Below are 26,727 nucleotides of genomic sequence, written 5' to 3'. Positions count from 1 at the left end.
AATGGCTCTAGCCGGTTTCGGCTACGCTACCTATCATGCATGTCACGCGGGCGCGCATGCGCCCATGCACCGCCAATGGAAAATGATCAGGGAAAAACGATGAACGGCGCTGATAGTCTTTGCGATACCTTGCTGGCCAACGACGTGGATGTTTGCTTCGCGAACCCCGGCACATCCGAAATGCACTTTGTCGCGGCATTGGATCGCAAGCCGAAGATGCGCTGCGTGCTGGGCCTGTTCGAAGGCGTGGTGACCGGCGCGGCCGACGGCTACGCGCGCATGGCCGACAAGCCTGCCGCGACGCTGCTGCACCTGGGCCCGGGCCTGGGCAACGGGCTGGCCAACCTGCACAACGCCAAGCGCGCCCGCACGCCCATGGTCAACATCGTGGGCGACCACGCCACCTATCACGTCCAGTACGACGCGCCGCTGACCAGCGACGTCGAAGGCGTCGCGCGCCCGATGTCGCATTGGGTCAAGCGCACCACCAAGGCCGCCGACCTGTCCGCGGACGCCGCTGAGGCCGTGGGCGTGGCGCGCCGCTCGCCGGGCAACATCGCCACGCTGATCCTGCCCGCCGACGCGGCCTGGACGGACTTGCCGGAAAACACCGCGCCGGTGCTGGCCAAGAGCGAGGCCTTGGCCCAGACCTCGGCCGACGCGGTGCGCGCGGCGGTTGCCGCGATCCGCTCGGGCGAAGTCACGACGCTGATGCTGGGCGGTTCCGCGCTGCGTGAACGCGCGCTGAACGCCGCCGGCCGTATCGCGCGCGCCACCGGCGTGCGGCTGGTGTCGGAAACCTCCAACCGCCGCATCGAGCGCGGCGGCTCGCGCACGCCGGTGGACCGCCTGCCGTATCCGATCGACCTGGCGGTGGCCAAGCTGAAGGACGTGCGCCATCTGGTGCTGGTGGGCGCGAAAGCGCCGGTCGGCTTCTTTGCCTATCCTGGCAAGCCCAGCCTGCTGGCGCCGCCCGACTGCAAGCAGGTGGTGCTGGGCACGCCCGAGCAGGACCTGGCGCATGCGCTGGAGTGGCTGGCCGACGAGCTCGGCATCGCCCAGGACGCGCCGCGCCTGGCCGCTGCCCCCGCCAACTACGAGGTGCCGCAGTCCGGCAAGTTGACTGGCGCCGCCGTCAACATCCTGGTCGCGCACCATCTGCCGGAGCAGGCCATCGTCTGCGACGAGTCCATCACCCAGGGCCGCGAATTCCCGCTCTACAGCGTCAACAGCGCGCCGCACGATTGGCTCATGCTGACGGGCGGCGCCATCGGCATCGGCCTGCCGCTGGCGACCGGCGCTGCCGTCGCCTGCCCGGACCGCAAGGTCGTCACCCTGCAGGCAGACGGCAGCGGCATGTACACCTTGCAGGCGCTATGGACGCAGGCGCGCGAGAACCTGGATTGTCTGACCGTGATCCTGGCCAACCGTTCCTACGCCACCCTGCACGGCGAGATGAAGAACGTGGGCGTGCAGGAACCCGGGCGCAACGCCCGCCGCATGCTGGATCTGGAAGAACCGTACCTGGACTGGACGCATCTGGCGCGCGGCATGGGCGTGGAAGCGGTCAGCGTGGATACGGTGGAAGGCTTCGCGCGCGCGCTGCAGGAAGGCCTGAAGCGCCGCGGCCCGTTCCTGATTGAAGCGGTGATCTAAACCCCCAGATAGCGCGTCAACTGCTCGGGCTGCCGGGCCAGCGACGCGCTGTCGCCGTCCTGCACGATCTGGCCTTTTTCCATCACCAGGCAGCGGTCGGTGTGTTCCAGCACCGCCCGGTAATTGCGGTCCACGATCAGCGTGGACATGCCGCTGGAGCGGATCTGGCGGATGATTTTCCAGATCTCGGCCACGATCAGCGGGGCCAGGCCCTCGGTGGCTTCGTCCAGGATCAGCAGTTCGGGATTGGTCATCAGCGCCCGGCCGATGGCCAGCATCTGCTGCTCGCCCCCCGATAGCTGCTGGCCGCCATGGCCCAGGCGTTCCCGCAGGCGCGGAAACACCTCCAGCACGCGCGCGTAGGTCCAGTCCTGGCGGCCGTCGCGGCCGGCGCGCGCTGCCACCTGCAGGTTCTCGCGCACGTTCAGGTTGGGAAAGATGCCGCGCCCTTCGGGTACATAGGCCACGCCCATGCGGGCGATGGCGTGGGGCTGCGCACGGGTGCAGTCGCGCCCGTCCACGCGCACGCTGCCCTGGGCGCTTCTGACATGGCCCATCAGGCTGCGGATCAGCGTGGTCTTGCCCATGCCGTTGCGCCCCACCAGGCCTACGGATTCTCCGGGCGCGATATGCATGTCGATGCCGCGCAGCACATGGCTGGCGCCGTAGTAAACGTGCAGGCCGCCTGCTTCGATCAAAGCGGTCATACGCTGGCTCCATGGCTGTCTTCGCCCAGGTAGGCGGTGCGCACGTCGGGGTTGGCGCGGATCGCGTCTGGCGTGCCGCTGGCGATGGCGGCGCCGTTGACCATGACGGTAATGGTTTCGGCGACGCGGAAGACCGCGTCCATGTCGTGTTCCACCAGCAGGATTGCGTGGCCGGGCTTGAGCGCTTCCAGCAGCTCCAGGATGCGGTCGGTTTCCTCGGGGCCCATGCCGGCCAGGGGTTCGTCCAACAGCAGCACCTGCGGTTCGCCAGCCAGGCACATGGCGATCTCAAGCTGGCGCTTGCGGCCATGCGGCAGCAGCCCGGCGTCGCGCGCGGCGTCGTCCGCCAGGCCGGTGCGCTCCAGCGCGTGACGCGCAAGCTCCGCGCTGTGGCGGCATTCGGCGGCGGACCGCCACCAGTGCCAGAAGCGCTGGCGGCGAGCCTGGGCGGCCAGCCTGCAGTTTTCGAACACGCTCAGTTCGGGAAAGATGGTGGACCGCTGGTAGCTGCGGCCCAGGCCCGCGCGCGCCCGGTCGGGCTGGCGCCAGGCCGTGATGTCGCGGCCGGCCAGCATCACTTGGCCGCTGCTGGGCGCGAGTTCGCCCGACAGGATGTTGATCAGCGTGGACTTGCCTGCGCCGTTGGTGCCGATGACGGCGTGGACCTGGCCGCGCTGCAATTCCAGCGACACGCCGTTCACCGCCGTCAGGCCGCCGAAGCGGCGCGTGACCGCGCTTGCGGCCAGCAGGACATCAGACATGGGGCTCTCCCTGGATGGGCAGGCGGGCGGGGGCCTGCTGACGGCTGGAATGCGCGGCATCCGGTTTGGGCGCGGCGCGGGCGGTGTCGGCGTCCAGGCCGGGGGCGGCAACGTGCGCCGCGCGGCGCTGGCGCAGCTGAGCCGGCAGCCCGGCCAGGCCGTTGGGCAGCAAGGCCACCAGCGCGATGATGGCCACGCCCAGCGGCAGGTGCCAGTGGCGCGCGTATTCGCCAAAAATCTCCTGCGACTGGAACAGTTCCTGCATCAGCACCAGCGCCACAGTGCCCAGCACCGCGCCGCCCAGGCTGCCCATGCCGCCCAGGATCACCATCAGCAGCACCAGGCCCGATTGTTCCCAGGCCAGCAGCTCGGGCGTGACGAAGCCGTCCTTCAGCGCGAACAGAAAGCCCGCCAGGCTGGCCAGCGTGGCGCCGATGACATAGGCGGCCAGCTTGTAGGGATAGGTCGAGTAGCCGGCCGCGCGCATGCGCTGTTCGTTGATGCGGATGCCGGCGAGCGCGGCGCCGAAAGGCGAGCGCCGCAGCAGCGCCAGGAAGCCCCAGGTCAGCGCCAGGCAGGCGAGCACGAAGAAGTAGAAGGTCCGGGCATCGCCCAGGTCGAACGGCAGCCAGCCGCCCAGGGACAGTTCGGGCCGGAAGTACAGGTAGATGCCGTCGCTGCCGCCGCCGATCTTGGTGTCGTGGAACACGTAGTAGGCCATCTGCGAGAAGGCCAGCGTGACCATGATGAAGTACACGCCGCGGGTGCGCAGCGCCAGCGCGCCGGTCGCCAACGCATAGGCCGCGGCGGCGAGCAGGGCGGCCGGCAGCAGCCACCACAGGCCGGCGGCTTCGGATTCCGGCGACAGCAGCGCCGCGACGTAGGCGCCGATGCCGAAGAAGGCGGCGTGGCCCAGGCTGACCAGTCCCGCGCCGCCCACCAGCAGCTGCAGGCTGAGCGCGAAGATTCCATAGATCATGATCTTGATCGCCAGGCCGGTGTAGTAGTCGCTGCCGCTCCAGGAGAAAGCGGCCAGCGCCAGCAGCGCCGCAATGGGCAAGAGTCGGTTCAACATGGTCAGCCCTGCTTGAACAGCCCTTCGGGCTTGCAAAGAAGTATGAAGGCCATCAGCAGGTACACCAGCACGCCCGCCGCGGACGGGAACAGCACCTGGCCGAAGGTTTCCACCACGCCCACCAGCATCGCGGCCAGGAAGGCGCCACGGATCGAGCCGATGCCGCCGATCACCACCACCACGAAGCAGATGATGAGTACGCCGTTGCCCATGCCGGGATAGACCGAGGACACCGGCGCGGCGATGCTGCCTGCCAGCGCCGCCAGCGCCACGCCTGCCGCGAACACCAGGCGGTAGAGCTTGTTGATGTCTATGCCCAGCGATCCGATCATCTCGCGGTTGCTGGCGCCGGCCCGCAGCATCATGCCCAGCCGCGTGCGCGTGATGACCCAGTACAGCAACAGCGCCACCGCGATGCCGACGGCGGAAATGAACAGCCGGTAGACCGGATAGGTCATGACGTCGCCCAGCGCGATGCTGCCCTGCAGCCAGGCAGGCAGGGGCACGCCGTGCACGTCGTTGCCCACCAGGATGCTGCGCAGTTCTTCGAAGACCAGGATCAGGCCGTAGGTCATCAGCACCTGCTGCAAGTGGTTGCGCTTGTACAGGTAGCTGAAAAAGGCGGCCTCCAGCAGATAGCCCAGGGCGCCGGCGGCCAGCACGCAGACCGCCAGCGTGGCCAGGAAGCCGCCGCCCAGCCAGCGGTCGACGGCCGGTCCCAGCGCGAACGCCATGTAGGCGCCGATCATGTAGAAACTGCCGTGGGCAAGATTGATGATGCCCATGATGCCGAAGATCAGCGTGAGTCCGCTGGCCACCAGGAACAGCAGCAAGCCGTACTGGAAAGCGTTCAGGCTCTGGATGAGCAGGATGCTGATGTCCATGGGGCCTCCCTGTGGCGGATTGCGGTCAGAGCTTGCAGCCGCGGGCCGGGTCGGCCAGCTTCTTCACGGCGATATCCACGACCTTGTTCTCCAGCCCGTCGACGCGGCGCAGGTAGATGTCCTGCACCGGGTTGCCCGCGCTGGACAGCGTGAAGGGGCCGCGCGGGCTGTCCACCGTGGCGCCGCGCATGGCCTTGCGGAAGTCTTCCTTCTTGGCGAAGTCGCCCTTGACCGCGGCCAGGCCCGACTGCATCAGCTGCGCCGCGTCATAGCCCTGCACCGCGTAGACGTCGGGCTGCGCCTTGTAGGCTTTGCTGTAGTCGGCGCGGAAGGCGTTGTCGCGAGGCGTGTTCAGGCCGTCGGCATAGTGCAGGGTGGTCAGCAGGCCTTGCGCCGAAGCGCCCTGGGCCTCCAGCGTGCCGTCGGTCAGGAAGCCCGAGCCGTACAGCGGGATGGTCTTGCCCAGGCCTGCGGCGTAATAATCCTGCACGAATTTCACGGCGCCGCCGCCCGCGAAGAACGTGAACACCATGTCGGGCTTGAGCGCCGCGATCTCGGTCAGCAGCGGCTGGAATTCCACGTTGGGAAACGGCAGGCTCAGTTCCTTCACGACCTTGCCGCCGGCCTTCTCGAAGCCTTCCTTGAAGCCGCCGATGGCTTCGTCGCCGGCCGCATACTTCCAGGTGATGGTGACTGCCGTCTTGTGGCCCTTGGCAAAGGCCACCGGACCCATGGCGTACGCCGGCTGCCAATTGGTGAACGAGGTGCGGAAGATGCCCGGGCCGCACAGCGGGCCGGTGATGGCGTTGGCGCCCGCATTGGTCACGATCAGCGTGGTGTCGGCGTCCTTGGCGGCCTTGGCCAGCGCCATCGCCACGCCCGAGTGCACGGTGCCGATCAACACGTCCACCTGGTCGCGCTTGATCAGGCGGTTGGCATTTTCGGCGGCCTTGGCGGGGTTGGACTCGTCGTCCACCTTGAAGTATTCGATCTCGCGTCCGCCCAGCTTGCCGCCTTGTTCGGCGACGTACAGCTTGAAGCCGTTCTCGATGGCGTTGCCCAGCGCGGCGTAGGTGCCGCTGTAGGGCAGCATGAAGCCGACCTTGATCTTGTCGGCGGCCTGGGCGCCGGTGGCGGCGAGCGTCAGAGCCGCGGCGAGCGCAGCCCGGGTCAGGGCGTGGTTCATGGTTAGTCTCCGTGCTTGTTATGGGCCGACGCAGTGGTCAGCGGGGTTTTTCCAGGCCGCCGATAAAGCTGGCGACGGCCTGGATAACGCGGGCTGGCTGGTCCTTGTGCGCCGAGTGGCCGCAGTCGGGCAGTTCCAGCAGTTCGGTCTGGGGCGCGAGCCGGCGTATGCCGCGTATCTGCGCCAAGCTGCCGTATTCGTCGTCCACGCCCTGGATGGCAAGCACGGGGCAGGCGATGCGGGGCAGGTATTCGTCCAGGTTCCAGCGGCGGAAAGCCGGGTCCAGCCAGATGTCGTTCCAGCCCCAGAACGCCGAATCCGGGTCCGCGTGATAGCGCCCCAGCCGGGCGCGCAGGTCCGTGTCCAGATAGGCCTGGCGCGCCTGCGCGATGCTGGCGACCGACACGTCTTCGACCAGGATATGGGGCGCGGCGGCGACCACGCCGGCCACCGCGTCGGGATGCATGGCCGCATACAGCAGGGCGATGGAGCCGCCGTCGCTGTGGCCGAACAGCACCGGCTTGTCGCGCCGGGCGTCCACGCCCAGCGCGATCAACAGCGCGGGCAGCACCTCGCGCGCCTCGATGTGCATGAAATCCACCGGCCGCTTTTCTGCTGGCGGCCGGGGCGTCGATTGCCCGTAGCCGTAGCGCGAATACACCAGTCCGCGGCACCCGGCTGCTGCACAGACGCGCTCGGGCCAGTCCTTCCACATGGATACGGACCCCAGTCCTTCGTGCAGGAAGACCAGCAACGGGGCGCCGGGGCTGTCGGACCCTATCCACTGGTATTCCAGGCGCAGATCCCGGCCGCCGGCATGAAACTCGGCAAACACGGTCTCGGCCACGGCGCAGGCGCTCATAGCGTGGCCTCTTCCAATTGGCGCAGGCGGAAGCGCTGTATCTTCCCGGTGGCCGTCTTGGGCAGTTCTTCCGTGAAATTGATCTGGCGCGGATACTTGAACGGCGCCAGATGCTGCTTCACGTAATTCTGCAGCGCAGCCCCGGTCTGCGCGTCGGGCTCGAAGCCGGGACGCAGCACCACGTAGGCCTTGGTCTTGACCAGCCCGTCGTGGTCCGGCACGCCGATCACGGCCGCTTCCAGCACAGCCTCGTGCTGCACCAGGATGTTCTCGACCTCCACTGGCGACACGTACTGGCCGCTGACCTTGATCATGTCGTCGCTGCGCCCGGCATAGGTGTAGTAGCCGTCCGCGTCGCAGGTGTACTTGTCGCCGCTCTTGAGCCAGTCGCCCAGGAAGCACTGGCGCGTCTTGTCGCGGTTGTTCCAGTACATCAGGGCTGCGCTGGGGCCTTTGATGTAGAGGTCGCCGATGGCGCCGGGCGGCACCGGGGCGCCGTTCTCGTCGCGCAACTGCACTTCATAGCCCGGCACGGGCTTGCCGGTGGTGCCGTAGCGCAGCTGCCCGGTCTGGTTGGAGATGAAGATGTGCAGCATCTCAGTGGAGCCGATGCCGTCCAGGATCTCGCAGCCGAAGTGGCGCGTGTAGCGTTCGCCGATGTCGCGCGGCAACGCTTCGCCGGCGGACGTGCAGATGCGCATGGCGACCTGTTCGCGCGCCGGCAGGTCGGGCGAGGCCAGCATGCTGGCGTACAGCGTGGGCACGCCGTAGAACACGGTAGGCCGATGCTGCGTCAGGCGTTTGAAGACCGCTTGCGGCGTGGGGCGTTCGCCCATCAGGATGACGGTCGCGCCCACGGACAGGGGGAAGGTCAGGCCATTGCCCAGGCCGTAGGCGAAGAACAGCTTGGCGGCCGAGAACACCACGTCGTCCTCGCGGATGCCGAGCACGGGCTTGGCATAGAGTTCGGCCGTGTGCCACAGGTTGCCATGGGTGTGGACCACGCCTTTGGGTTTGCCGGTGGAGCCGGACGAATACAGCCAGAAAGCGATCTCGTCGGACAGGGTGCGCGCCGCTGGCGCGAGCGGGGCGGCGGCCAGCAGCGATTCGAATTCGCGCCCGCCTTCGGGTAAGGGGCCGGCGGGCTGGGAAACCACCAGGTGTTCGACATCGGCGGCGGCCTGCCCCAGCGCGGTCTGCACCACCGGCAGCAAGGCGCCCGATACGAACACGGCGCGCACGCGGCTGTGGCCAATGATGTAAGCGTAGTCATCGGCGGTAAGCAGGGTGTTCACGGCCACCGGCACCACGCCCGCATGCAGCGCGCCCAGGAATACCACCGGCCAGTCGACAGTGTCCTGCATCAGCAGCAGGATGCGCTCCTCGCGCCGCAGGCCCAGCTGGCGCAGCGCGCCGGCCATGCGCGCCACCCGCTCCGCCAGTTCGCCGTAGCTGATCTGGCGCGTGTCGTCGATGTAGGCCGGCTTGGCGGCGCGCGGCGCATTGAGCGCCGCCAGGTGGCTGGCGAAGTTGAGTTCGTCGGGACAGGCGTTCACGGTTGTCTCCTGATGTCCTGTGGGGGGAGCCGCGCTGTGTGTGTTTTTCTGGCGGCGGGTGGGGCGGGGCCTCTCAGGTGCGCGTGAATTCGATGGCGCCGCCCGGCAGCAGATACAGCACCAGCGCGCGGCCGCCGCTCACGGTCGGGCTGTGCGCGCTGCCGGGGCCGTAGACCAGCCAGCCGGCGCCGTGGCCGTCGAAGCGGGCGCCCTCGGTCAGCGGCATGATCATGTCGATCTCGCCATTGGGGTGCGCGTGGTGCGGGCCGGCAAGATTGTTCATGTCCACTACGTCCACCGAGCAGTCCGCCAGGTCTGGCGCGGGCTTGATGACGCGGCCGTAGCGGATGCCGCCGCCTTCCCGGCTGCACATCCAGCCCTCGGCCACGCCCTGCCTACAGGTGGCGTAGATCTCCTGGAACAGGGCGCTTTGCGGGCCGGCCTCGCGGTTCAGGCTTTCCTGCAGCGCCGCGTCCAGCGGCTGGCCTTGCGTCAGGCGCGTGACCTCGCGCATCAGGGCATGGAATTGATCAGGCGTACTCACCGGGCTCCTCCTTTACACTGTCGGCGCTTCAGAATCGACATGAAATCGACTGCTGCTTTTTTGCACATGAGGCGCTTTGGACTGATTGAATGGAAAAATAGTGCTTCCATTGATTATGGTCAAGCACTATAGTGCATAAAACGTGGTAATCAGGGTTTTTGCGGAGTCACGTAAACATGAATCAAGCGCTAGATGCGGCGCCATCCGAACCCAGGCGGGAAGCGTTCCTGGTGGCCTTGGGCGAGCGGGTGCGCCGCCTGCGGGCCATACGCGGCATGACCCGCAAGAGCCTGTCGCAGGTGACTGGCGTATCGGAGCGCCATCTGGCCAATCTGGAACATGGGGTGGGCAATGCCTCCATCCTGGTGTTGCTGCAGATCGCACGCGCCTTCAACTGCGCGCTGGCCGAATTGGTGGGCGACGTCACCACCGAATCGCCCGACTGGCTGCTGATCCGCGAGCTGCTCAGCGGCCGCACGGAATCCGACCTGCAGCGCGCGCGCGAGGCCCTGACCCAGCTGTTCGGCGTAGGGGCGGGGGCGCAGCGCCCCAACCGCACCCAGCGCGTGGCGCTGATCGGCCTGCGCGGCGCGGGCAAGTCCACGCTGGGCCAGATGCTGGCCGATGACCTGGGTTATCCGTTCGTGGAGTTGAATCGCGAGATCGAGCGCGTGGCCGGCTGCAGCATCCTGGAAATCCACAATCTGTACGGCCCCAATGCCTATCGCCGCTACGAACGGCGGGCGCTGGAAGAGGCTGTGCAGATCTACCCGGAAATGGTGCTGGCCACGCCGGGCGGGCTGGTGTCCGAGCCCGCCACCCTCAATCTGCTGCTGGCGCACTGCTACACGGTATGGCTGCGCGCCACGCCCGAGGAGCACATGGGCCGGGTCATGGCACAGGGAGATTTCCGTCCCATGTCGGGCAACAACGAGGCCATGGCGGACCTCAAGCGCATCCTGGCCGGACGCGAAGCCTTCTACGCCAAGGCCGACCTCACCTGGGTCACCAGCAACCTGGACGTGCAGGAAAGCTTTGCCGGTCTGCGCACCCAGGTGCGCAAGGCCTGCGGCCTGCCGCTATAGGCGGATTCGATGCCGGTCAGGCCGGCAATATGCATTTTTGTGCATGCCCCGCTTGACGGGGCTTTTTTTGTCCTCTAATCTGCACAATAATTCATGTAGTGCAGTATTTTTCCTGTTTTGGCAGGCGTACGAGGAGACACACTATGAGCAGCACCCTCAACCGGGTTGATTTCCGGACCGACCCCGAGCAGTACCGCCACTGGCGCTTGAGCTTCGACGGCCCGGTCGCCACGCTGGCCATGGATGTTGCCGAGGACGGTGGCCTGCGTCCGGGCTACAAGCTCAAGCTGAATTCCTACGACCTGGGGGTGGACATCGAACTGCATGACGCCTTGCAGCGCATCCGCTTCGAACACCCGGAAGTGCGCACCGTGGTCGTGACCAGCATGAAGGACCGCATCTTCTGTTCCGGCGCCAATATCTTCATGCTGGGTCTGTCCTCGCACGCCTGGAAGGTGAACTTCTGCAAGTTCACCAACGAAACCCGCAACGGCATTGAAGATTCCAGCCGCCACAGCGGCCTGAAGTTCATCGCCGCGCTCAACGGCGCCTGCGCCGGGGGCGGCTACGAGCTGGCGCTGGCCTGCGACGAGATCATGCTGATCGACGACCGATCGTCGGCGGTCGCGCTGCCCGAGGTGCCGCTGCTGGGCGTGCTGCCCGGCACCGGCGGCCTGACCCGCGTGACCGACAAGCGCCGCGTGCGCCACGACCATGCCGACATTTTCTGCACCCTGGTCGAGGGCGTGCGCGGCCAGCGCGCCAAGGATTGGCGCCTGGTGGACGAAGTGGTCAAGCCGGCCCGCTTCGAGGAGGCCGTGCGTGAGCGCGCGCAGGCGCTGGCGCAGGGCAGCGACCGCCCGGCAGGCGAGCAAGGCATCGTGTTGACGCCGGTGCAGCGCACGGAAAGCGCCGATGGCCTGTCCTACCGCTATGTGGACATCAAGTTGGACCGCGAGAAGCGCCAGGCCACCTGGACGGTGCGCGCGCCCGAGGGCGCGGTGCAAACCGAGCTGCAGGACATCGTCGCGGCCGGCGCGGCCTGGTGGCCGCTGCAGATGGCGCGCGAACTGGACGATGCCATCCTGTCGATGCGCACCAACGAACTGGACATCGGCACCTGGATCATCAAGACCGAAGGCGACGCCGCGCTGGTGTTGGCCGCGGATGCCGCGCTCCAACAGCATGCGGACCACTGGTTCGTGCGCGAAACCGCCGGCATGCTGCGCCGCACCTTGGCGCGCCTGGACGTGACCTCGCGCAGCCTGTTCGCGCTGATCGAACCCGGCTCCTGCTTTGCAGGCACCTTGCTCGAACTGGCGCTGGCTGCCGACCGCAGCTACATGCTGGACAACGAAGACGAATCCGCGCCCGCGCAGATCGTGGTGGGCGAGCGCAATTTCGGCGCCTATCCGCTGGTCAACGGCCAGAGCCGCCTGCAGCGCCGCTTCTATGAAGAGGAAGCGCCCCTGGAAGCGGTGCGCGCGCGAGCCGGCCAGCAACTGTCCGCCACCGACGCGCTGGAGCTGGGCCTGGTCACCTATGCGCCGGACAACATCGATTGGGACGACGAAGTGCGCATGATGCTGGAAGAGCGCCGCGCGCTGTCGCCCGACGCCCTGACCGGGCTGGAAGCCAACCTGCGCTTCGGCGGCCAGGAAACGATGGAGACCCGCATCTTCGGCCGCCTCACGGCCTGGCAGAACTGGATCTTCAACCGCCCCAACGCCGCCGGCGACAAGGGCGCGCTCAAGCTCTACGGCAAGGGCGAGCAAGCCGCATTCGACTGGAACCGGGTCTGACGGCCCCGCGTCACCGCGCCGCGTGAACGCGGCCACCCCAAAGGAACAGGAGCGAGACATGTCTGGAATCAACTACACCGATAAGATCCCCAACAACGTCAATCTGTCCGGCGACCGCACCTTGCAGCGCGCGCTGGAGCATTGGCAGCCCAACTACCTGCAGTGGTGGCAGGACATGGGGCCCGACGGCTCCCACGGCTTCGACGTCTATCTGCGCACGGCGGTCAGTGTGCAGCCCGACGGCTGGGCGCACTTCGACCACGTCAAGATGCCGGACTACCGCTGGGGTATCTTCCTGGCGCCGCAGGACGGGCAGCGCAAGATCCATTTCGGCGAGAACATGGGCCGTGACGTCTGGCAGGATGTGCCCGGCGAGCACCGCGCCAACCTGCGCCGCATCATCGTCACGCAGGGCGACACCGAACCGGCCTCGATCGAGCAGCAGCGCCACCTGGGCCTGACCGCGCCCTCGCAGTACGACTTGCGCAACCTGTTCCAGATCAACGTCGAGGAAGGCCGCCACCTGTGGGCCATGGTCTACCTGCTGCACCGCTATTTCGGCCGCGATGGCCGCGAAGAGGCGGACGCGCTCCTGCAGCGCAGCTCGGGGGATTCCGACAATCCGCGCATCCTGGGCGCGTTCAACGAGAAGACGCCCGATTGGCTGGCCTTCTACATGTTCACCTATTTCACCGACCGCGACGGCAAGTTCCAGCTGTGCGCGCTGGCGGAGTCCAGCTTCGATCCGCTGGCGCGCACCACGAAGTTCATGCTGACCGAGGAAGCGCACCACATGTTCGTGGGCGAATCCGGCATCTCGCGCGTCATCCAGCGCACCTGCGAGGTCATGAACCAGCTCAAGACCGATGACCCGCAAGCGGTGCGCGCGGCCGGCGTGATCGACCTGCCCACCATCCAGCGCTACCTCAACTTCCACTACAGCGTCACCATCGACCTGTTCGGCGCGGATCAGTCCTCCAATGCGGCCATTTTCTACGGCTCGGGCCTGAAGGGCCGCTACGAGGAAAGCAAGCGCACCGACGACCACCAGCTGAAGAACGACACCTACCGCGTGCTGACCGTGGAAAACGGCAGGCTGCGCGAGATCGAGGTGCCGATGCTGAACGCCCTGAACGAAGTGCTGCGCGACGACTTCATCCGCGATTCGGTCGCTGGAATCGGGCGCTGGAACAAGGTCATCGAAAAGAGCGGCCTGCCGTTCCGGCTGCAAGTGCCGCACAAGGCCTTCAACCGCCAGATCGGCACGCTGGCAGGCATCCGCATGTCGCCCGAAGGCGAGATCCTGTCCGAATCGCAATGGCAGGCCAACAGTCACAAATGGCTGCCGACGCCCGAGGACCGCGCCTTCGTTGCATCGCTGATGGGCCGCGTCACCGAGCCGGGCAAGTTCGCCAACTGGATCGCGCCGCCCGTCATGGGCGTCAACCGCCAGCCGGTGAATTTCGAGTACGTCCGTTTCAACTAAAGCGGGGCGGCGGCTGTTTCCACGGCCGCCTACCGGAGCATGGGGAAGACCGAGATGAACGCTCCCTTACCAGCAGAAGTCCTGAAGCAGCACCTGATCGATCCCGAGATCTGCATCCGCTGCAATACCTGCGAAGAAACCTGTCCGATCAAGGCGATCACCCACGACTCGAACAACTACGTGGTGGACCCCGAGATCTGCAACGGCTGCATGGCCTGCGTGCCGCCTTGCCCCACGGGGGCGATCGACAACTGGCGGCTGATGGTACGCGCCGAAGCCTATGGCGTGCAGGAACAACTGGGCTGGGAAGAACTGCCGGGCGAGAAGGCGCTGCCGGAAACGGCTGCCGCCGCGCCGGCCGGCGATGAGCCGGATACGCCGCAGCCTGCCGCGCCCGCGCCGTCCACCGCGCCCGGCGCAACGGTCCCGCCCTGGTCCGCCGCCCATCCATACGTCAACCTGTACACGCACAAGACGCCGATGACGGCCACCGTGGTCGGCAACTACCGCGTGACCGGCGCCGACACGGAAAGCGACATCCACCATATCGTGCTCGACTTCGGCGAGCTGCCGTTTCCCGTGCTGGAAGGGCAGTCCATCGGCATCCTGCCGCCCGGCGTGGACGCGCAGGGCCGGGCGCACCACGCGCGCCAGTACTCGCTGGCCAGTCCGCGCGACGGCGAGCGGGCCGGCTACAACAATCTTTCGCTGACCGTAAAGCGCGTCACCGAGGACCATGCGGGCGCCGCCGCGCATGGCGTGTGCTCGAACTACCTGTGCGACCTGGCCAAGAACGACAAGGTGCAGGTGATCGGGCCGTTCGGCCACACCTTCCTGATGCCCAATCACCCCCGCGCCAATCTCATCATGATCTGCACCGGCACGGGTTCGGCGCCCATGCGCGCGATGACGGAGCGCTACCGCCGCCGCATCGAGACCGGCGAAAACGGCAAGCTGCTGCTGTTCTTCGGCGCGCGCACCGAGCGTGAACTGCCGTACTTCGGGCCGCTAATGAAGCTGCCGCGAGATTTCATCGACATCAACCTGGCGCTGTCGCGCGAAGCCGGGCAACCCAAGCGCTACGTGCAGGACCTGATCCGCGACCGCGCAGGCGCGGTGCGGGAACTGCTGGCGGACCGCAATACCTGCATCTACGTGTGCGGGCTGAAGGGCATGGAAGTAGGCGTGCTGGACGCCCTGCGCGATGTGACGGTGCAAGCGGGCCAGGATTGGTCTATCCTGCATGATGCATTGCGCCGCGAAGGGCGCCTGCATTTCGAAACGTACTGAATCCACAAACATGCGTGGCAATCGGCGCGCACTGGCGCGCCGATTGCATTTGCGGGGGGAATCCACAAAATGAAGTTCGCCGAGTTCAAGGACGGCATGGTCATCAAGGGCGGTCCGGTCACCCTGACGGAAGCCGAGATCCTGGAGTTCGCACGCAAGTTCGATCCCCAGTGGTTCCACACCGATCCCAAGCGCGCCTCCGAAGGGCGTTGGGGCGGCCTGATCGCCAGCGGCTGGCATACCTGTGCGCTGGCGATGCGCATGGCCGTGGACGCGGCGCTGCACGATTCCGAATCCTTCGGCTCGCCCGGCCTGGGCGAGGTGCGCTGGCGCACGCCGGTGCGTCCGGGCGACACCCTGCGCCTCGAAGCGCGCGTGCAGGGCGTGCGCACCTCGTCGTCGCGTCCCGACCTGGGCATCATTACCTGGGCCTGGACGGTCCTGAACCAGCACGACGAAGGCGTGCTGGAGCTGGACGCGACCAGCCTGTTCGATCTGTCCGGCGAAAACTGAGGCTGGCCGTCTAGCGCTTGCCTGTCTGCTTCAGGATGGCGGCGGCTTCAGGACCGGCTGCTGCCTTCCAGTTCTTGACCGAGTCTGCCGCGGCATCCTTTAGCGCGCGCTGCACGGGCAGCGGCACCGACGTATTGATCGCCACGCCGTTCTTGCGCATGTTGGCGTAGTTCTGCTGCAGGCGGCCGTCGATGCGCTTCCATTGTTCGGTTTCGGTCTGCGCCGCCGCCTGGTCGATGGCGCGGCGCGTGCGCGCATCCAGCGCCTGATACGCCTGCAGGTTCATCGTCGCCACCGAGATCGGCATCGCGTAGTTGATTTCCGCGAAGTTGGGCAGGTGCTCCCAGAGCTTGCGGCCCGCGCCGCCGTCGCCTGACGACAGTACCGCGTTCACCTCGCCCGAGGCGATCAGCGGCATCGCATCCGCGAAGGAAATGTTCTGCGCGCGGGCGCCGGCTTTCTGCATGACGTCCTGCGACGTGGCGTCGTAGGTGCGGATGCTCAGCTTCTTCAAGGCCGCGACGCTGTCCAGCTTCTGCTTGGACCAGATGCCGGACGCCGGCCACGGCGTGGTGTACAGCAGCTTCTGCCCATGCGCCGCCAGCAGCTTCTCGTAGGCGGGGCGGGCGGCCTTGTTCAGGTTGCGCGCCTTGGACAACGAGTCCGCCAGGAACGGCAGGGACGACACGCCGAACAAGGGATACTTGGCCGCCAGTGCGCCGGCGAAGGCATCGCCCGCATCCACCTTGCGCGCTTGCACCGCATCGATCATGTCGGCCGACTTGATCCCCTTGGACGCGTCATAGCTGGCGTCGATGACCACGTTGCCCGCGGTCTTGGCGCGGACCAGTTCGGCAAACGTGGATACGCCTTGTCCGGGCATGGAGGTGGCCGGATACTCGGTGGCCATCGTGAGGGTGGTGACGGCGTAGGCGCCATGGGCCATGAACGCCATGGCAATGCCTGTCATCAGGCGGAGGGTGGGACAGCCTTGCATGCGCGGCTCCTGGGCTCGGGGGGAAACCTGGTCGGGACACGCGGCAGGGCGCGGGAGCGCCCGGCCCTGTGCCTGGCCGATGCTGCAAAGCGTACGGCGAGTGCAAGGGCTCGCCTATACGGGCTTTCGGCAATGCGCGGGTTGTTGCGGGGACGAGAGCGGCCTGGCGGCAATTACTGGATGGGCAGGCCGTGCATCTTCAAGAAGGACAGCTTGTCCCAGTAACCCCGCTGGAACACGATCCTGCCGCCGCGCACCGTAAAGAATCCGCAGCCGCGCAGTCCCAGGGGATCGCGCCATTCCAGGGCAGCAACCTCGCCGGCTTCATGGATCGTCTCCACGATGCAGGTCATGTCGGCCTGGGCGAACTCCCGTTCAAACATCGCGCGTATGGCCTCGCGTCCGACGATGGGCTCCTGGGTGACCTGATGGTTCACCGCCGCTTCATCGTAAAGCTCCGCCAGGCCTGCGGCATCGGCGGCATTGAACCGTAGGACCCATTCTTCGACCAGTTGCCGCGGAGTCATGTGTGCTTCCTTTTTTTGGGGGGACTTACGTTGTAAACGAAATTTGGGAGACCTTGCCGATCGTCGGTGCAGGGCAAAAAAAAACCGCCCCGTAGGGCGGTTTCGTCGGAACCGAACAAGCGATCAATAGAACGCCTGGATGCCGGTCTGCGCGCGGCCCAGGATCAGGGCGTGCACGTCGTGGGTGCCTTCGTAGGTGTTGACTACTTCCAGGTTCACCAGGTGGCGGGCCACGCCGAACTCGTCGGAGATGCCGTTGCCGCCGAGCATGTCGCGCGCCAGGCGGGCGATGTCCAGTGCCTTGCCGCAGGAGTTGCGCTTCATGATGGAGGTGATTTCGACGGCGGCGGTGCCTTCGTCCTTCATGCGGCCCAGGCGCAGGCAGCCTTGCAGGGCCAGCGTGATTTCGGTCTGCATGTCGGCCAGCTTCTTCTGGATCAGCTGGTTGGCGGCCAGGGGGCGGCCGAATTGCTTGCGGTCCAGCGTGTACTGGCGGGCGGTGTGCCAGCAGGCTTCAGCGGCGCCGACGGCGCCCCAGGCGATGCCGTAGCGGGCGGAGTTCAGGCAGGTGAACGGACCCTTCAGGCCGGACACGCCGGGCATCATCTGGTCGGCGGACACTTCCACTTCGTCCATGACGATTTCGCCGGTGATCGAGGCGCGCAGGCCGACCTTGCCGTGGATGGCCGGGGCCGACAGGCCCTTCATGCCCTTTTCCAGGATGAAGCCGCGGATCTTGCCGTCGAAGTCGCCGCCGACGCACTTGGCCCACACCACGAAGACATCGGCGATGGGGGAGTTGGTGATCCACATCTTGTTGCCGGAAATCTTGTAGCCGTCGGACGTCTTGACGGCGCGGGTTTCCATGCCGCCGGGATCGGAGCCGTGGTTGGGTTCGGTCAGGCCGAAGCAGCCGATCCATTCGCCGCGAGCCAGCTTGGGCAGGTACTTCTGCTTTTGCGCTTCGCTGCCGAATTCGTTGATGGGCACCATCACCAGGGACGACTGCACGCTCATCATGGAGCGGTAGCCGGAGTCGATGCGTTCGACTTCGCGGGCGATCAGGCCGTAGCTGACGTAGTTCAGGCCGGCGCCGCCGTATTCGACGGGGATGGTGGCGCCCAGCAGGCCCAGTTCGCCCATTTCGGAGAAGATGGCCGGGTCGGTCTGTTCGTTGCGGAACGCGTTCAGAACGCGCGGGGCGAGCTTGTCCTGCGCATAGGCGTAGGCTGCGTCACGCACCATGCGTTCTTCTTCGGTCAGTTGCTGGTCCAGCAACAGGGGGTCTTGCCAGTGAAAGGAAGGATTCGAGGACATGCTGGGTCTCCGCTATGGATTTCGGAATGCTAGAAAGTTTAAACCTAAAATAATTCAGGCGGCAAGCGGCGAATGGAACGGCGGGCGCGCGGCGGCGCCGTTCCGTCCCGCCTTCAGTGCTGCGCCTTGAGCGCTGCGTCGCGGATTTTTTCCAGGGTCGTGCCCGGGGTGATGGTTTCCGGATCGATGAAGCAGTGCAGGATGGCCGGCTTGCCGCTGGCCAGGGCGCGTTCGAAGGCCGGGCCGAACTGCTCGGTGGTTTCGACGCGTTCGCCGTGGCCGCCAAAGGCGCGCGCGTAGTCGGCGAAATCCGGATTCTTCAGCTCGGTCGCGGAAATGCGGCCGGGGTAGTGCTTTTCCTGGTGCATGCGGATCGTGCCGTACATGCCGTTGTCCACCAGCACCACGACGATGGGCAGGTCGTACTGCACCGCGGTCGCGAATTCCTGGCCGTGCATCAGGAAGCAGCCGTCGCCGGCGAAGCAGACCACGGTCTTGTCCGGCGACACGCGCTTGGCGCCCACGGCCGCGGGCAGGCCGTAGCCCATGGAGCCCGACGTCGGCGCCAGCTGCGTGCCGTAGCGGGTGAAACGATGGAAGCGGTGCAGCCAGGTGGCGTAGTTGCCGGCGCCGTTGGTCATGATGGCGTCTGCCGGCAACGTCTTTTCCAGGTAGGCCATGACCTGGCCCATCTGCAGCGCGCCAGGCGTCGTGATGGCGCTGGGGTCGCTCCATTTCAGGTACGACTCGCGCATGGCCTGCGTGCCGGCGGCCCAGGCGGGCTGAGCCGGCGCCTTCAGGCCGGCCAGCGCCTGCGCGAAGGCGGCGGGCGAGGTATTGATGGCCAGGGTGGGGCGGTAGACGCGGCCCAGCTCGGCGGTATCGGGATGCACGTGCACCAGCTTCTGCTTGGGTACCGGTATGTCCAGCAGCGTGTAGGCCTGGCTGGGGTTTTCCGACATGCGGCCGCCCACCAGCAGGATCAGGTCCGCGTCGGCGACGCGCTTGAGCAGCGCGGGATTGATGCCCAGGCCCACGTCGCCGATGAAGCAGGGGTGGTCGGCCGGGAACAGCATCTGGCGGCGGAAAGACACGGCCGTGGGCAGCGCATGGCGCTGCGCAAAATCGGCGAACTGCTGCACCGCGCGGGCGTCCCAGCGCGTGCCGCCCAGGATGGCGACCGGATTCTTGGCTTCGGCCAGCAGCTTTTCCAGGTCGGCCAGTTGGCCGGCCGTGGGGGCGGAATCAATGATTTCGTAACGCGGCGCGTCGGCGACCTTGGCGGCTTCGACCAGCATGTCCTCGGGCAGCGCGATCACGACCGGGCCGGGACGGCCCGAGGTGGCGATGTGGAAGGCGCGCGACACCAGTTCGGGAATGCGTTCGACCTGGTCGATCTCGGTGACCCACTTGGCTTGCGTGCCGAACACGGCGCGGTAATCCATTTCCTGGAAGGCTTCACGTTCGCGCATGCCGCGCTCGATCTGGCCGACGAACAGGATCAGGGGGGTGGAGTCCTGCTTGGCGATGTGCACGCCGGCCAGCGCGTTGGACGCGCCCGGGCCACGGGTCACCATGCAGATGCCGGGTTCGCCGGTCAGCTTGCCGTGGGCGTCGGCCATCATGGCCGCGCCGCCTTCCTGGCGGCACACCGTGACCTTGATGTCCGCATCGTGCAGGCCGTCCAGCACTGCCAGATAGCTTTCGCCGGGGACGCAGAAAACATGTTTGACGCCCTGCGCAACCAGCTGGTCGACCAGGATGTGACCGCCAAGGCGGGATTCTTGCTGGGACATGGGGGTGGTAGTCATGATGAGCCGAGGTTAGGACATCCGAGCATAATGTTCCTTGATCGCACAATGCAATTGATAAAATTGCACAATCTATTGACCCACCGGCACGACCTGCCATGCTGCGCCGCGGCAAGATCCGCGCGGCCGAGCGGCGGGGACGCCCGCCGGCACCTGGCGGTTCCCTCGATATGAGAAACGGCATTCCCAACCTGAGCGCCCTGCAGGCGTTTGAAGCGTCAGCCCGTCTGGGCAGCTTTTCCCGCGCGGCCGAGGAACTGTCCCTGACGCACAGCGCCGTCTATCGCCAGGTGGCCAGCCTGGAGGCGCGCCTGGGCGTGCAACTGTTCACCCGGGTACGCCGGCGCATCGTGCTGACCGACCATGGGGCCGAGTATGCCGGCCGCATCCGCCACCATCTGGACCAGATCGAAAAAGACACCTTCGGCCTGGTCAGCCGCACCGGCATGGGCCGCAGCATCCATATCGCCGTGGTGCCCACCCTGGCGACGACCTGGCTGATCCCGCGCCTGGCGGATTTCCAGCGCGAGCATGGCGACATCACGGTCAGCCTGTCCGTGCGCACGTTGCCATTCCAGTTCAAGGACCAGCCCTTCGACGGAGCGCTGTATCACGGGGACGGATTGTGGCCAGGGACCCAGGGCGTGCTGCTGTTCCCCGAGCGCGAACTGGTGCCCGTGTGCGCGCCGGAGCTGGCGGCGCGGGCGGCGGAGCCGGGCGCCAGCGCCTTGTCCGGCATGACCCATTTGCACCTGGCGTCACGGCCCGACGCCTGGCGCCAGTGGTACGCGGCCAATAGCCATCTTTATGGTCCGCACGCCGCCGGCGGCCCGCGCTACGAACTCTTCACCATGGTGATGGCGGCGGTGCAGGCCGGCCTGGGCGTCGGGCTGATGCCGCGCTTCCTGGCCCAGCCCGCGCTGGACCAGGGCACGCTGGCGATGCCCGTGCCGCAATCGCTGTCGGTCAGCCAGGGCTACTACTTCGGCTATCCGCAGCGCAGCGAACGCTCCGAGGCGCTCAAGCTCTTCGAGAGCTGGCTGAAGTCCGCCGCCGCGGGCGTGGGCGGACGCTGAGCCGTAGAATCCTGGCATGCCCGCGACCCGCCCCCCGCTTGAATCCCAGGCCGATATCGACGCCTTCATCGACGCCGTCTGGCTGGAAGACGGCCTGTCGGCCAACACCCTGGCTGCCTACCGGCGCGACCTGACGGGCTTTGCCCGTTGGCTGGAAGACCCCGAAGCCTATGCGCGCGAAATGGCCGACCGCCATGGCGATGCGGCACAGGCCCACGCGCTGCCTGCTGGACCCGCCAAGCCCTTGCGCGATGCCGGCAAGGCTGACATCGAAGCCTGGTTCGCCTTCCGCCACGAGGAAACCCGCGCCACCACCGCCAACCGCAGGCTGGCCGCGCTGCGCCGCTTCTACGCCTGGGCCTTGCGCGAGCACCGCGCCGAACGCGATCCCTGCCTGACGCTGATCGCGGCCAAGCAGCCGCCGCGCATGCCCAAGACGCTGTCCGAGCAGCAGGTGGATGCCTTGCTGCGCGCGCCCGACCTGGAGCAGGCCCGTGGCCTGCGCGACCGCGCGATGCTGGAAACGCTGTATGCCACGGGCTTGCGCGTGTCCGAGCTGGTGGGCATGCGCACGCTGGACGTGAGCCTGAACGAAGGCGTGGTGCGGGTGGTGCTGGGCAAGGGCGGCAAGGACCGACTGGTGCCGTTGGGCGCCGAGGCTGCGCATTGGATCGACCGCTACCTGAAGTCCGCGCGGCCAGAGCTGGCGGCCGGGCGCGTGAGCGATGCGCTCTTCATCACCGGCCGGGCCGAAGCGATGTCGCGCCAGGCGTTCTGGCAACTGGTGAAGAAGTACGCCTTGCTGGCGGACGTGCGCGCGCCGCTGTCGCCCCACGTGCTGCGGCACGCCTTCGCCACGCACCTGCTGAACCACGGCGCCGACCTGCGCGTGGTGCAGATGCTGCTGGGGCATGCCGACATTTCCACCACGCAGATCTACACGCACGTCGCGCGCGAACGCCTGAAGGCGCTGCACGCGACCCACCATCCCCGCGGCTAGCCGGCGCGCGCCGCTTCGAAATTCTTCTTTCACGCATAACCATGAGCAAAGCCCGCCACGTTTCCGAAACGCCCGCCACCCAGTTCCTCAAGCAGAACAAGGTGACGTACACGGAACATACCTATGACTACATCGACCATGGCGGCGCGGGCGAAGCCGCGCGCCAGTTGGGCCTGGATCCGCATGCGGTGGTGAAGACCCTGGTGATGGAGGACGAATCCGCCAAACCCCTCATCGTGGTCATGCACGGCGACCGCGAAGTTTCCACCAAGAACCTGGCGCGCCAGGCCGGGCTCAAGCGCGTCGAGCCCTGCAAACCCGAGGTCGCGCAGCGCCATTCGGGCTATCAGGTGGGTGGCACGTCGCCCTTCGGCACGCGCAAGAAGATGCCGGTATGGGTCGAGGCCGAAGTGCTGGACTACCCGGTGGTCTACATCAACGGCGGGCGGCGCGGGTATCTGATCGGCATAGACCCCAAGGTACTGGTCACGCTGCTGGGCGCCAAGGGCGTAACCGTCGCGCTGGAATAGGGCGGGCTGGCGTGGGCGTGGTATTCCCATACCACCACCCAAGCCGATGGCGGCGTCACAATAGGGGCGTAGATCAAGAACCGGAGCCCGGCCACGGGCGCTGAACCGGCTTTCCGCCATCCCTAGGAGACAAACATGAGCAAGCGACTGTTGATGCTGGTCGGCGACTACGCCGAGGACTACGAGACCATGGTGCCGTACCAGACTCTGCTGACGGTGGGGCACACGGTGCATGCGGTATGCCCGGACAAGAAGGCGGGCGACACCATCGCGACTGCGATCCATGACTTCGAAGGCGCACAGACCTACACCGAAAAGCGCGGCCACAATTTCGCGCTGAACTATGACTTCGATCGCGTCGAGCCGTCGTCCTACGACGGCCTGGTGATTCCGGGCGGCCGCGCGCCGGAGTATCTGCGCCTGAACGAAAAGGTGCTGGACATCGTGCGCGCCTTCGACAAGGCGGGCAAGCCCATCGCGGCGGTCTGCCACGGCGCGCAACTGCTGGCCGCGGCCGGCATCCTGAAGGGCCGCACCTGCTCCGCCTATCCGGCGTGCGCACCGGAAGTGCGCCTGGCAGGCGGCACCTATGCCGAGATCGGCATCGACCAGGCCTACACCGACGGCAATCTGGTGACGGCGCCGGCCTGGCCCGCGCATCCGGCCTGGATGTCGCAATTCCTGGCGGTGTTGGGCACGAAGATCACGCCCTGATCTTCAACGCCACAAAGCGCCAGGGCCGCAAACATGCGGCCCTGGCGCTCTTCCTTTACGGCTTGGAAATCAGGCGAAATCGAGCACGATGCGGCCTTCGATCTGGCCGCGCCGCATGCGGTCGAACACGTCGTTGATGTTCTCCAGGCTTTCGGTGGCGACGGTGGCGTGCACCTTCCCCTCTTCGGCGAACTGCAGCGATTCCTGCAGGTCCAGGCGCGAACCCACGATGGAGCCGCGCACGGTGACGCCGTTGAGCACCATGTCGAAGATCGACAGCGGGAAGTCGCCCGGCGGCAGGCCGTTGAGCGCCACGGTCCCGCCGCGGCGCACCATGCCCAGCGCCTGCTCGAAGGCCTTGGGCGATACCGCCGTGATCAGCGCGCCGTGCGCGCCGCCGATCTCGCGCTTGAGGTAGGCGGCCGGGTCGGTAGTCTTGGCGTTGACCGTGACCTCGGCGCCCAGGCGGCGGGCGAAGTCCAGCTTGGCGTCGTCGATGTCCACCGCGGCCACGTTCAGGCCCATGGCCTTGGCGTACTGCACCGCCATGTGGCCCAATCCGCCAATGCCCGAGATCACTACCCAGTTGCCCGGACGGGTGTCCGTCATCTTCAGGCCCTTGTAGACGGTCACGCCGGCGCACAGCACGGGCGCGACCTCGACGAAACCGACGTTCTTGGGCAGCAGGCCCACGTAGTTGGCGTCAGCCAGCGCGTATTCGGCGAAGCCGCCGTTCACGGAGTAACCGGCGTTCTTCTGTGTTTCGCACAGCGTTTCCCAGCCGCCCAGGCAATGCTCGCAATGCCCGCAGGCGGAATACAGCCAGGGTATGCCGACGCGGTCGCCTTCCTTCACATGGGTCACGCCCGCGCCCACCGCGACCACATGGCCGACGCCCTCGTGACCGGGAATGAAGGGCGGGTTGGGCTTGACGGGCCAGTCGCCTTCGACCGCGTGCAGGTCGGTGTGGCAGACCCCGCAGGCTTCAATCTTTACCAGCAATTCGCCCGGACCCGGGCGCGGCACCGCGACTTCTTCGATTGCCAGGGGCTTGCCGAATGCTCGTGCAACCGCTGCTTTCATGGTTTTATCCATCACTGCCTCCGAAGTCTGATCAAGATTCCTTATGCTCGAACGTGGACGCTTTCCCGACCATGATTTATATCAACCGAGCGGGCTGCCCGCCGATGCCGGAAACGTGTGGTTGCAGAAAGAGGCCGGCCGCCGCGCCCTTGCCCGGGCCGCGGCAAACGGCGTACAGTCAGCCGTAGGCCTCCCGGCCCAGGCCTCGCGCCCAGTCCCGAGTTCCAGGAGCTCCCATGTGTGAAATCTTCATCCGCGCCAGCGAACAGTCCTACGCGCCCGAAACCCGTTCGCTGCGGCTGCATGGCGTGGCTACCAGCCTGAGGCTGGAACAGTTGTTCTGGCAGGTATTGGAAGAAATCGCCGGCCGGGACGGCATGCGCGTGACGCAGCTGATCGAACGTTTGTACGACGAACTGATCGAGTATCGCGGCGAGGCCGCCAATTTCACGTCGTTCCTGCGCGTATGCTGCCTGCGCTACCAACTGTTGCAGGCGGAGGGCCGCATTCCGTTGGATGCGGCCGTGCCGATCCGTTCGCTCAACCCGCAGGCCGTGCTGGAAGGCTTGCCGCCCACGCTGTACGACGCCCAGCCTCTGCGCCCGAAACGCAAGGCTGCCTAATCCGTCAACACTGGCGCCGCCGCCACGGCAAAAAGCAAAGGGCCCGAATTCTCGGGCCCTTTGTTCATGTGGAGGCAGCGCAGCAGGCGTTCAGCCGCCAGACTGGATCGACGCCATCGCCACTTCGTTCTGCACGATGCGGCGGATGCGCACCGCATCGCCGATGCGTGAGAGTTTGCCTTGCGAATCCAGCAGCACGATGGCCAGATCGCGGCCGTTGATGCGGGCCAGCATGACCAGGCATTCGCCGGCTTCGTTGATGTAGCCGGTCTTGGACACCTTGATGTCCCAGTCGGGCTTGCGCACCAGCAGGTTGGTGTTGCGGAAGGTCTGCGTGCGGTTGTTGACCTCGACGTCGTACTCGGTATCGGTGGAGTAGCGGTGGATCAGCGGGCGCTGGGAGGCCGCGCGCAGCAGTCGGGCCAGATCGTGCGGCGACGAGACGTTGTCGCTGGACAGGCCGGTGGGTTCGATGAAGCGGGTGCTGGTCATGCCCAGCGCCTGCGCCTTGGCGTTCATGGCGGCCACGAAAGCCGGCAGGCCGCCCGGATAGTGGCGGCCCAGCGCGTTGGCGGCGCGGTTCTCGGACGACATCAGAGCCAGGTGCAGCATGTCGCCGCGCGACAGCTTGGTGCCCACGCGCAGACGGGAGGTGGTGTGCTTGAGGCCGTCGACGTCTTCGTCGGTGATCTCCAGCATTTCGTCCATGGGCAGGTTGGCGTCGACCACGACGACGGCCGTCATCAGCTTCGAGATCGAAGCGATGGGGCGCACTACGTTTTCGTTCTTGGCGAAGATGACCGTGGACGTTTCCAGATCCTGCACGTAGGCGGTGCTGGAACGCAGGGCGGCGGCTTCGGCGCGCACCGAGGAGGCGGGCGGCGGCATGGCGGCCGAACCGACTGCGGCGGCAGCGGCGGCCCGTTGCGCGCGCGACGGTTTGTTTGGCTTGCCGTTCTTGCCGGCGGCCGCGCCCTTCTTGGGCGGCGTGCCCTTGGCTGCGACCTGCTTGCCGCCTTTGGGGGCGGCGGCTTTCTTGCCGGAGGAGGATTTGGGGGGAGCTTTCTTGGCGGAGGAGGCGGCTTGTTTGCCGGAGGCGCTCTTGCCGGAGCTGGCTTTGGGGGCCGGAGCCTTCTTTGCTTGTTGCGCCTTGCAGGCCGACGACTTGGCGTTGGTCTTGCAAGGGTCCGTATTCTTCGCGGCTTGGGCGGCGGGGGGCAGGAGCGCGCACACCGCCAGCGCCACAGGCGCTATCGCGTTCGCAATCGCACGTTTCCAGGGAAATGCCATGGTTTGAGCTGGCTTGTCAGTCTGTCAGTAAATGTTTCTTAAGCCGGCGTTTCGTCGGGCCAGAAAAAGTCCAGATGAATTAGAGGCTTACGCGTCGAATTTAAACAGCAATTTCAAGTTGCGCGCAAGGCGATTCGCTATCATCGTCCAAAAAAATAATAGTGACGTATTGACGCAGCTTCAATTCGTCACAAGACAAGTGCGAGAAGCTAACGGCAGGCCGCGCGTGAGCGTAGCCCGGATTAACCCTCATCCGGCTGAACGCGCGAGGTTTTTGTCCATGCCGGAGCAGGCAAACCGCGCTCACAAAAGTGCAGGGCTTCGGGCGCGTAGGGGGATGCAGGGAAGGGGG

The 26,727-nt window shown here is 66.5% G+C and carries 25 protein-coding genes; 11 read left to right on the top strand and 14 right to left on the bottom strand.

Going from position 1 to position 26,727, the window contains the following annotated elements; translation table 11 throughout:
- Positions 1-99: 99 nt before the first annotated feature.
- The gene (locus tag IB258_RS25255) at positions 100-1,656 is read left to right on the top strand and encodes an acetolactate synthase large subunit (protein ID WP_054451445.1); all 1,557 of its coding nucleotides are present in this window, start codon (positions 100-102) and stop codon (positions 1,654-1,656) included.
- On the opposite strand, the gene IB258_RS25250 is transcribed toward IB258_RS25255, so the two are convergent.
- From IB258_RS25250 to IB258_RS25215, 8 genes are all read right to left on the bottom strand, one after another.
- Positions 1,653-2,363 (bottom strand): ABC transporter ATP-binding protein, encoded by a 711-nt coding sequence (locus IB258_RS25250; RefSeq protein WP_175214358.1) that lies wholly within the window; start codon positions 2,361-2,363, stop codon positions 1,653-1,655. The two genes, IB258_RS25255 and IB258_RS25250, sit on opposite strands and share 4 nt — an antisense overlap.
- The gene (locus tag IB258_RS25245) at positions 2,360-3,124 is read right to left on the bottom strand and encodes an ABC transporter ATP-binding protein (RefSeq protein WP_119450587.1); all 765 of its coding nucleotides are present in this window, start codon (positions 3,122-3,124) and stop codon (positions 2,360-2,362) included. Before IB258_RS25245 ends, IB258_RS25250 begins: the two co-directional genes overlap by 4 nt.
- Entirely contained in the window at positions 3,117-4,199 is a 1,083-nt protein-coding gene (locus tag IB258_RS25240; RefSeq protein WP_119450588.1) for a branched-chain amino acid ABC transporter permease, read from the bottom strand. The genes IB258_RS25245 and IB258_RS25240 overlap by 8 nt, the downstream gene beginning before the upstream one ends.
- 2 nt (positions 4,200-4,201) lie before the next feature.
- Positions 4,202-5,083: a branched-chain amino acid ABC transporter permease gene (locus tag IB258_RS25235; protein ID WP_042794742.1), complete on the bottom strand. Its 882-nt coding sequence runs from the start codon at positions 5,081-5,083 to the stop codon at positions 4,202-4,204.
- A 25-nt stretch (positions 5,084-5,108) separates the two neighbouring features.
- The gene (locus IB258_RS25230) at positions 5,109-6,269 is read right to left on the bottom strand and encodes an ABC transporter substrate-binding protein (RefSeq protein WP_054451436.1); all 1,161 of its coding nucleotides are present in this window, start codon (positions 6,267-6,269) and stop codon (positions 5,109-5,111) included.
- 37 nt (positions 6,270-6,306) lie between these two features.
- Positions 6,307-7,131 (bottom strand): alpha/beta fold hydrolase, encoded by an 825-nt coding sequence (locus IB258_RS25225; protein ID WP_054451434.1) that lies wholly within the window; start codon positions 7,129-7,131, stop codon positions 6,307-6,309.
- Positions 7,128-8,687, bottom strand: coding sequence for a benzoate-CoA ligase family protein (locus IB258_RS25220; protein WP_119450591.1), 1,560 nt, complete (start codon positions 8,685-8,687; stop codon positions 7,128-7,130). Before IB258_RS25220 ends, IB258_RS25225 begins: the two co-directional genes overlap by 4 nt.
- A 73-nt stretch (positions 8,688-8,760) precedes the next feature.
- Positions 8,761-9,231, bottom strand: a complete 471-nt coding sequence (locus IB258_RS25215) for a DUF4863 family protein (RefSeq protein WP_192353353.1) — start codon at positions 9,229-9,231, stop codon at positions 8,761-8,763.
- Between the two features lie 176 nt (positions 9,232-9,407).
- Between IB258_RS25215 and IB258_RS25210 the strand changes: the two genes are divergently transcribed.
- The 5 genes from IB258_RS25210 (at position 9,408) to IB258_RS25190 (ending at position 15,407) form a co-directional block, all read left to right on the top strand.
- Positions 9,408-10,316: a helix-turn-helix transcriptional regulator gene (locus tag IB258_RS25210; protein WP_042794737.1), complete on the top strand. Its 909-nt coding sequence runs from the start codon at positions 9,408-9,410 to the stop codon at positions 10,314-10,316.
- 143 nt (positions 10,317-10,459) lie between these two features.
- A complete protein-coding gene (gene boxC / locus IB258_RS25205; protein ID WP_192353352.1) occupies positions 10,460-12,118 on the top strand; it encodes a 2,3-epoxybenzoyl-CoA dihydrolase in 1,659 nt (552 codons plus the stop codon).
- Between the two features lie 58 nt (positions 12,119-12,176).
- Positions 12,177-13,604, top strand: a complete 1,428-nt coding sequence (gene boxB, locus IB258_RS25200) for a benzoyl-CoA 2,3-epoxidase subunit BoxB (protein ID WP_054451425.1) — start codon at positions 12,177-12,179, stop codon at positions 13,602-13,604.
- A 54-nt stretch (positions 13,605-13,658) separates the two neighbouring features.
- Entirely contained in the window at positions 13,659-14,894 is a 1,236-nt protein-coding gene (boxA, locus tag IB258_RS25195; protein ID WP_054452206.1) for a benzoyl-CoA 2,3-epoxidase subunit BoxA, read from the top strand.
- A gap of 69 nt (positions 14,895-14,963) precedes the next feature.
- Positions 14,964-15,407 (top strand): MaoC family dehydratase, encoded by a 444-nt coding sequence (locus IB258_RS25190; protein ID WP_054451423.1) that lies wholly within the window; start codon positions 14,964-14,966, stop codon positions 15,405-15,407.
- Between the two features lie 10 nt (positions 15,408-15,417).
- Here the strand turns inward: IB258_RS25190 and IB258_RS25185 are convergent, their stop codons facing one another.
- From IB258_RS25185 to IB258_RS25170, 4 genes are all read right to left on the bottom strand, one after another.
- Positions 15,418-16,404 carry a TRAP transporter substrate-binding protein gene (locus IB258_RS25185; RefSeq protein ID WP_054451421.1) on the bottom strand — a complete coding sequence of 329 codons (987 nt, stop codon included), beginning with the start codon at positions 16,402-16,404 and terminating at the stop codon, positions 15,418-15,420.
- A 173-nt stretch (positions 16,405-16,577) separates the two neighbouring features.
- The gene (locus tag IB258_RS25180) at positions 16,578-16,931 is read right to left on the bottom strand and encodes a nuclear transport factor 2 family protein (protein ID WP_054451417.1); all 354 of its coding nucleotides are present in this window, start codon (positions 16,929-16,931) and stop codon (positions 16,578-16,580) included.
- 123 nt (positions 16,932-17,054) lie between these two features.
- A complete protein-coding gene (locus IB258_RS25175; RefSeq protein WP_054451413.1) occupies positions 17,055-18,248 on the bottom strand; it encodes an acyl-CoA dehydrogenase in 1,194 nt (397 codons plus the stop codon).
- A gap of 113 nt (positions 18,249-18,361) precedes the next feature.
- Positions 18,362-20,044: a thiamine pyrophosphate-binding protein gene (locus IB258_RS25170; RefSeq protein WP_054452204.1), complete on the bottom strand. Its 1,683-nt coding sequence runs from the start codon at positions 20,042-20,044 to the stop codon at positions 18,362-18,364.
- 185 nt (positions 20,045-20,229) lie between these two features.
- Between IB258_RS25170 and IB258_RS25165 the strand changes: the two genes are divergently transcribed.
- From IB258_RS25165 to IB258_RS25150, 4 genes are all read left to right on the top strand, one after another.
- Positions 20,230-21,135 carry a LysR substrate-binding domain-containing protein gene (locus tag IB258_RS25165; RefSeq protein ID WP_192353351.1) on the top strand — a complete coding sequence of 302 codons (906 nt, stop codon included), beginning with the start codon at positions 20,230-20,232 and terminating at the stop codon, positions 21,133-21,135.
- 16 nt (positions 21,136-21,151) lie between these two features.
- Entirely contained in the window at positions 21,152-22,135 is a 984-nt protein-coding gene (gene xerD / locus IB258_RS25160) for a site-specific tyrosine recombinase XerD (protein WP_119450596.1), read from the top strand.
- A 41-nt stretch (positions 22,136-22,176) separates the two neighbouring features.
- Entirely contained in the window at positions 22,177-22,665 is a 489-nt protein-coding gene (ybaK, locus tag IB258_RS25155; RefSeq protein WP_054451406.1) for a Cys-tRNA(Pro) deacylase, read from the top strand.
- A 135-nt stretch (positions 22,666-22,800) separates the two neighbouring features.
- Complete coding sequence (locus tag IB258_RS25150) at positions 22,801-23,379, top strand: DJ-1/PfpI family protein (protein ID WP_054451405.1); 579 nt, start codon at positions 22,801-22,803, stop codon at positions 23,377-23,379.
- A gap of 69 nt (positions 23,380-23,448) precedes the next feature.
- On the opposite strand, the gene adhP is transcribed toward IB258_RS25150, so the two are convergent.
- A complete protein-coding gene (adhP, locus tag IB258_RS25145) occupies positions 23,449-24,474 on the bottom strand; it encodes an alcohol dehydrogenase AdhP (RefSeq protein ID WP_054451403.1) in 1,026 nt (341 codons plus the stop codon).
- 224 nt (positions 24,475-24,698) lie between these two features.
- Between adhP and IB258_RS25140 the strand changes: the two genes are divergently transcribed.
- Positions 24,699-25,085, top strand: coding sequence for a ribbon-helix-helix domain-containing protein (locus IB258_RS25140; RefSeq protein WP_054451398.1), 387 nt, complete (start codon positions 24,699-24,701; stop codon positions 25,083-25,085).
- Between the two features lie 90 nt (positions 25,086-25,175).
- Here IB258_RS25140 and pbpG read toward each other — a convergent pair whose 3' ends face one another.
- Positions 25,176-26,375 (bottom strand): D-alanyl-D-alanine endopeptidase, encoded by a 1,200-nt coding sequence (gene pbpG, locus IB258_RS25135; RefSeq protein ID WP_225588909.1) that lies wholly within the window; start codon positions 26,373-26,375, stop codon positions 25,176-25,178.
- Positions 26,376-26,727 lie beyond the last annotated feature (352 nt).

This window comes from Achromobacter sp. ACM02 (assembly GCF_014851605.1).
In the GTDB taxonomy this organism is placed as follows: domain Bacteria; phylum Pseudomonadota; class Gammaproteobacteria; order Burkholderiales; family Burkholderiaceae_B; genus Achromobacter; species Achromobacter aegrifaciens.
Note: the sequence above shows the minus strand (reverse complement) of the source record. Positions and strands in the feature narration are given on the sequence as shown.